This window comes from Mesorhizobium sp. M7A.F.Ca.CA.002.09.1.1, from assembly GCF_003998555.1.
Taxonomy (GTDB): domain Bacteria; phylum Pseudomonadota; class Alphaproteobacteria; order Rhizobiales; family Rhizobiaceae; genus Mesorhizobium; species Mesorhizobium ciceri.
The window spans coordinates 1-4,543 of the sequence record NZ_RZRR01000436.1 but is presented as its reverse complement, the minus strand read 5'-3'; the positions used below and the strand labels follow the sequence as shown (position 1 = coordinate 4,543).

The window sequence follows — 4,543 nt, the reverse complement described above, 5'->3', positions numbered from 1 at the left end:
CCTCATCCTTGAACGACGGGTCGCCGATCATCGAGGTGCCGCCGCCCATCAGCGCGATCGGCCGGTGACCGGTCTGCTGCAGCCAGTGCAGCATCATGATCTGGATCAGCGAGCCGGCGTGCAGGCTCTTGGCGGTCGCGTCGAAGCCGATATAGGCTGTCACCGTCTCCTTGGCGAAGATATTGTCGAGACCGGCATCATCCGAAGTCTGGTGGATGAAACCGCGCTCGCTCATCGTGCGCAGGAAATCCGATTTGAAGGCAGGCATTTTTTCTATTCCCGAAAGCGTCCGGCCGCTGTGGCTCAGGCGTGCATGAACGCGGGCGTTTAGCATCCAAGCGCGATCAGCAAAAGTGGTTTCCGGTTTTGCGACTGATCGCGCCAGACAAAGGTCCAGCGATCAGCAAAAGTGGTTTCCGGTTTGCAGCCCGCGCGGATGGCGTTGCGAATCCTTGCTTCGTCGTTTGGGCTGGCGTATTGAGGCGCCGCGCAGGGCAGGGCCTGAGGCGCCGCGACGGGGCCATCCCGCAGATCAGATCCGGAAAGCTCCGCGATGAACAGGAACTATCTCTTTCTCTTTCTGTTCAGCGTGCTGATGACGTTCAGTGGACTGGCGAGCCTTCCACCCATCGACCGCGACGAATCCCGTTTTGTCCAGGCTACCAAGCAGATGGTCGAAACCTCCGACTATGTCGACATCCGTTTTCAGGATGCCTCGCGCTACAAGAAGCCGATCGGCATCTACTGGCTGCAATCGGCGGCCGTGGCGCTGAGCGGCGAGGGGGCGGCGGCGCCGATCTGGGTCTACCGCCTCGTCTCCATGCTTGGCATTGCCTTGGCCGTCGTCGGCATCGCCTGGACGGGCACCAAGCTGTTCGGGGCCAATGCCGGTCTCGCCGCCGGCCTGATGATGGCGGCGATCTTCGCCACCGCCTTCGAGGGCCGTGACGCCAAGACCGACGCCATGCTGCTGGCCTGCTGCGTGGCGGCGCAAGGCGCGCTCGCCCAGATCTATCTGGCAGCGCGCCGCAACGAACCGGTAGCCGCCCATCTGCCGTGGATTTTCTGGGCCGCTCAAGGCCTTGGAATTCTTATCAAGGGGCCGGTGGCTCCGCTGTTGTCGTTGCTCACGGTCGCCGCCCTGTTTGCCTTCGAGCGCGACTGGCGCTGGCTCCTGAAGCTGAAGCTCGTGCGCGGTGTCGCTCTGGTGGCGCTCATCGTGTTGCCCTGGGTTGCCCTCATCACCTGGAAGAGCGGCGGCACCTTTCTCAGCGATGCCGTCGGCAAGGACATGATGGCCAAGGTCGCCTCGGGCGAGGAATCGCACGGCCTGCCGCCCGGTTTCTACATGCTGACCTATTCCTTGTTCATGTGGCCGTTCGGCCTGATCGCGGTCGGCGCCGGGCTCCAGGCCCTCAACCGTCTGCGCGACGATCCCCGGCTGCGTTTCTGCCTCGCCTGGTATATTCCGTTCTGGCTGGTGTTCGAGCTGATCCCGACCAAGCTGCCGCACTATGTCCTGCCGGCCTATCCCGGCATGGCGCTGCTGATTGGCTGGCTGCTGACATTGTCGCCGCAGGAGGCCAATGCGCCGCTCAGGCGCTGGCAGGACTGGTTGTGGTGGTCGACCGCATTCGGTCTTGTCGTGGTCAGCCTTGGCCTGGCGGCGGTCTGCGTCGGAGCGCCGATCTATCTCACCGGCTCCTTTTCCTGGTGGAGCATCCCGGCCGCCGCGGCGGCGCTGGCGGCAGGGTATTTCGCTTTTTCGCGACAGCTGCAAGTGCCGCTCTCCCGCATCGGCGCCATCGCGGTTTGCGCCGGCATTACCTATGGGCTGTTGTTCGGCGTCATCGCGCCTTCGCTGAAGCCGATCTGGCTGAGCCCGGCGATCGAGGCGGCAGTCCAGGCCAACAGGCCTTGCGACACCACGGTGCTCGCCTCAGCGGAATATCACGAGCCGAGCCTGGTGTTCCTGGTCGGCACCAAGACCGTCCTGACCGATGTCGATGGCGTCGCCAAGCATCTGCTCGGCGATCCGGCCTGCGCGCTGGCGCTGGCACAAATCGGCGACGAGCAGAAGCTGAATGGCCTGTTGGAGGCGCAAGGCAAGTCGGCGAGCCGCGTTGCCGAGGTCGATGGCCTCAACTATTCGTCGGGAGACAAACTGTCGCTCGGCCTCTATCGTGTAAGCCAGTGACGGCTCGCCGATGCCCATGACGGCAACAATGGGGTCGAATTTCCTATGCTGGTGAAATCACGCCCGCCCGTTTCGAGCCTGCTCCTTGGCATAGGGCGCCGGTCGCTCGACAACTTTCGCGATACGATGCAGATCGCCAAAAGCCGCCTTGCCACCCGGCCGGCCAGATACCCGAATATTTTGTGGTCGGTCTGGGTGCTGGTCTGGGTCTTGCTGACGGCGTCGGCGTTTGTTCGTCTCGACACTCCGGCCGGAATGCTTCACGGCAAGTGGTCGGCGGGATTTGCCCGGACTGCCGACTTTTTCACCCAGTTCGGCCTGGGAGGCTGGTATATCATTCCCTCAGTGCTTCTGCTTGTCGCCGCGAACCTGACGGATTGGCGAAGCCTGTCGCGGCGCTCGCTGATGCTCCTCTACAACTGGACCTGCCTGGCTTTTCTGGTGCTGTGCGCCACCGGCCTGTCGGGGATCGCCGTCAATGTGCTGAAATATGCCATTGGCCGGGCTCGCCCGCTCTATTACGAGGACTTTGGCGTGCTGACCCTGCACCCCTTCGCTTTCGATGCGCGCTTCGCCGGCTTTCCGTCCGGCCATGGTACGACAATGGGCGCGGTGTTCGGGGTCGCTTTGCTGTTGTTTCCGCGGCGCTGGTACATCGCCCTGGCGATCACCGCCTGCATCGCCTCGACCCGTATCTTCGTTGGCGCGCACTATCCCAGCGACACCGTCGCCGGCTTCGGCCTTGGCTGCGGTTTCGCGCTTGCCTGCGGGCTGGTCTTTGCCCGGCTCGGCTTCATCTTCCGGCCGATGCCTTCGGGCTTGCCGGTCCGCAAGAAGACGTTTTGGCTGATTGGGCCGAGAAGGAATTTGACGGGCCGATGATGCCATGGGTAGGAAAGTCGTTGCGATAACCGGACGGCAAGGCGGGACAATGGTACGACGATCGCGAATGGTGGTAGGAGCGCTGCTGGCGGCATTTGTTGCTGGCGGAGAGATGGCGAACGCCTCGCCCTTCGTTGACACGAAGGAGGGGCAAGTCCAGGTCGACCATATGACCCTGCAGGAATTGCAGGCGGCTGCGCTAACGGGGTCGGCCGACGCGCAGAACCGGCTTGGCGTCGTTTTTCTGCTGGGACTCGGAGTTAAAGCGGATTTCGTCAAGGCTTTCGAATGGTTCCAAAAAGCGGCCGAGAAAGGGCACCCCGACGCGGAGACTTGGTTGGGCAATCTTTATGGAACCGGTCGAGGAGTAACACTCGATCGGCAGAAATCTCTGTTTTGGACAAGGAAGGCCGCAGAGCGCGGTTACAGCCGCGCAGAATATAATTTGGGAGTGAATTTCCTAGAGGGGACACTCACCGCCACGAACTACACCGAAGCCATCGCGTGGTTCAGGCGGGCTGCGGAACATGGCGACGTGTTGGCCAATCACAATCTTGGCCTATTGCTTTTGACAGGACGCGGAACTCCCAGTTCACCGCCAAATCTGAGAATTGAAGTCGACAAGGTACAGGCGCTGAAGTCGATTGCGTTCTCCGCCGAGAGTGGATTTGCGGACTCTCAAGCGGCTCTTGCTGCCATGTATTTCGAGGGGAACGGCGTAACGCAGAGCTATTCTGAAGCGGCCAGATGGTACCTATTGGCCGCGGAGCAGGGCTCAGCGTATGCACAAACGATGCTGTCCGCCATGTACCTTACTGGGCATGGTGTAACCGCCAACCAAGACACTGCCGTGAAATGGCTGAAGAAAGCGGCAGCAAACGGGAATGCTGCGGCTCAGGAACAGTTGGGCCAGAGTTATGGCGGCGGATTCTACGGACTGCCGCAGGATTTCATGCAAGCGATCGAGTGGACGACAAAGGCGGCGGACCAAGGAAACGCGGAAGCACAAAACACTCTTGGAGTAGCCTATCTTAAAGGTCTTGGAGTGCCGTCCGAGCGAGAGGTGGCTCATGATTGGTTTAAAAGGGCCGCCGCACAAGGTAATGCTCATGCAATTTACAACATAGACAAATATTTTAATAAAGATAAGGTTTTTACAGGGCAATGACCCGATTTCTATTTGGCCGGGCTGGGCTTCACCAAGGCTCGGCTTCATCAGTGCTCATTGGCGCGCCTTAATTTCCTTCGCGAACGGTGATGGGCCGGACCGACAGACCTCAAAAGACCGTAGTGTCTGCTTATTGATCGTCCCAGCGCGAACCATGTCACTGACCGCGCTATGGTCCTCAAAGGCGTCGCTCTGAAATTCCCGCTTGGTCGTCATGACCAACCTCCAAGCTACATTCCGCCAATTCAGCTAGACGCCGTCCAGGCCGCCATAGGATCTGACCAATCCGGCCATGT

At 60.8% G+C, this 4,543-nt stretch carries 3 protein-coding genes and 1 pseudogene; 3 read left to right on the top strand and 1 reads right to left on the bottom strand.

Annotation, left to right across the window (positions count from 1 at the left end; genetic code table 11):
* A pseudogene (locus EN994_RS18980) lies at positions 1–268 on the bottom strand (tyrosine--tRNA ligase); the annotation flags it as partial.
* Between the two features lie 285 nt (positions 269–553).
* Here EN994_RS18980 and EN994_RS18975 point away from each other — a divergent pair.
* The 3 genes from EN994_RS18975 (at position 554) to EN994_RS18965 (ending at position 4,247) form a co-directional block, all read left to right on the top strand.
* Positions 554–2,197 carry a glycosyltransferase family 39 protein gene (locus EN994_RS18975; RefSeq protein ID WP_063167804.1) on the top strand — a complete coding sequence of 548 codons (1,644 nt, stop codon included), beginning with the start codon at positions 554–556 and terminating at the stop codon, positions 2,195–2,197.
* A gap of 45 nt (positions 2,198–2,242) precedes the next feature.
* Positions 2,243–3,079, top strand: coding sequence for a phosphatase PAP2 family protein (locus EN994_RS18970; RefSeq protein ID WP_063167805.1), 837 nt, complete (start codon positions 2,243–2,245; stop codon positions 3,077–3,079).
* 67 nt (positions 3,080–3,146) lie between these two features.
* A complete protein-coding gene (locus EN994_RS18965; RefSeq protein ID WP_063167806.1) occupies positions 3,147–4,247 on the top strand; it encodes an SEL1-like repeat protein in 1,101 nt (366 codons plus the stop codon).
* Positions 4,248–4,543 lie beyond the last annotated feature (296 nt).

Bases quoted from the DNA above. Each gene is read 5' to 3' on its own strand.
- EN994_RS18975 (WP_063167804.1), top strand. From the start codon at position 554: ATGAACAGGAACTATCTCTTTCTCTTTCTGTTCAGCGTGCTGATGACG.
- EN994_RS18970 (WP_063167805.1), top strand. From the start codon at position 2,243: ATGCTGGTGAAATCACGCCCGCCCGTTTCGAGCCTGCTCCTTGGCATA.
- EN994_RS18965 (WP_063167806.1), top strand. From the start codon at position 3,147: ATGGTGGTAGGAGCGCTGCTGGCGGCATTTGTTGCTGGCGGAGAGATG.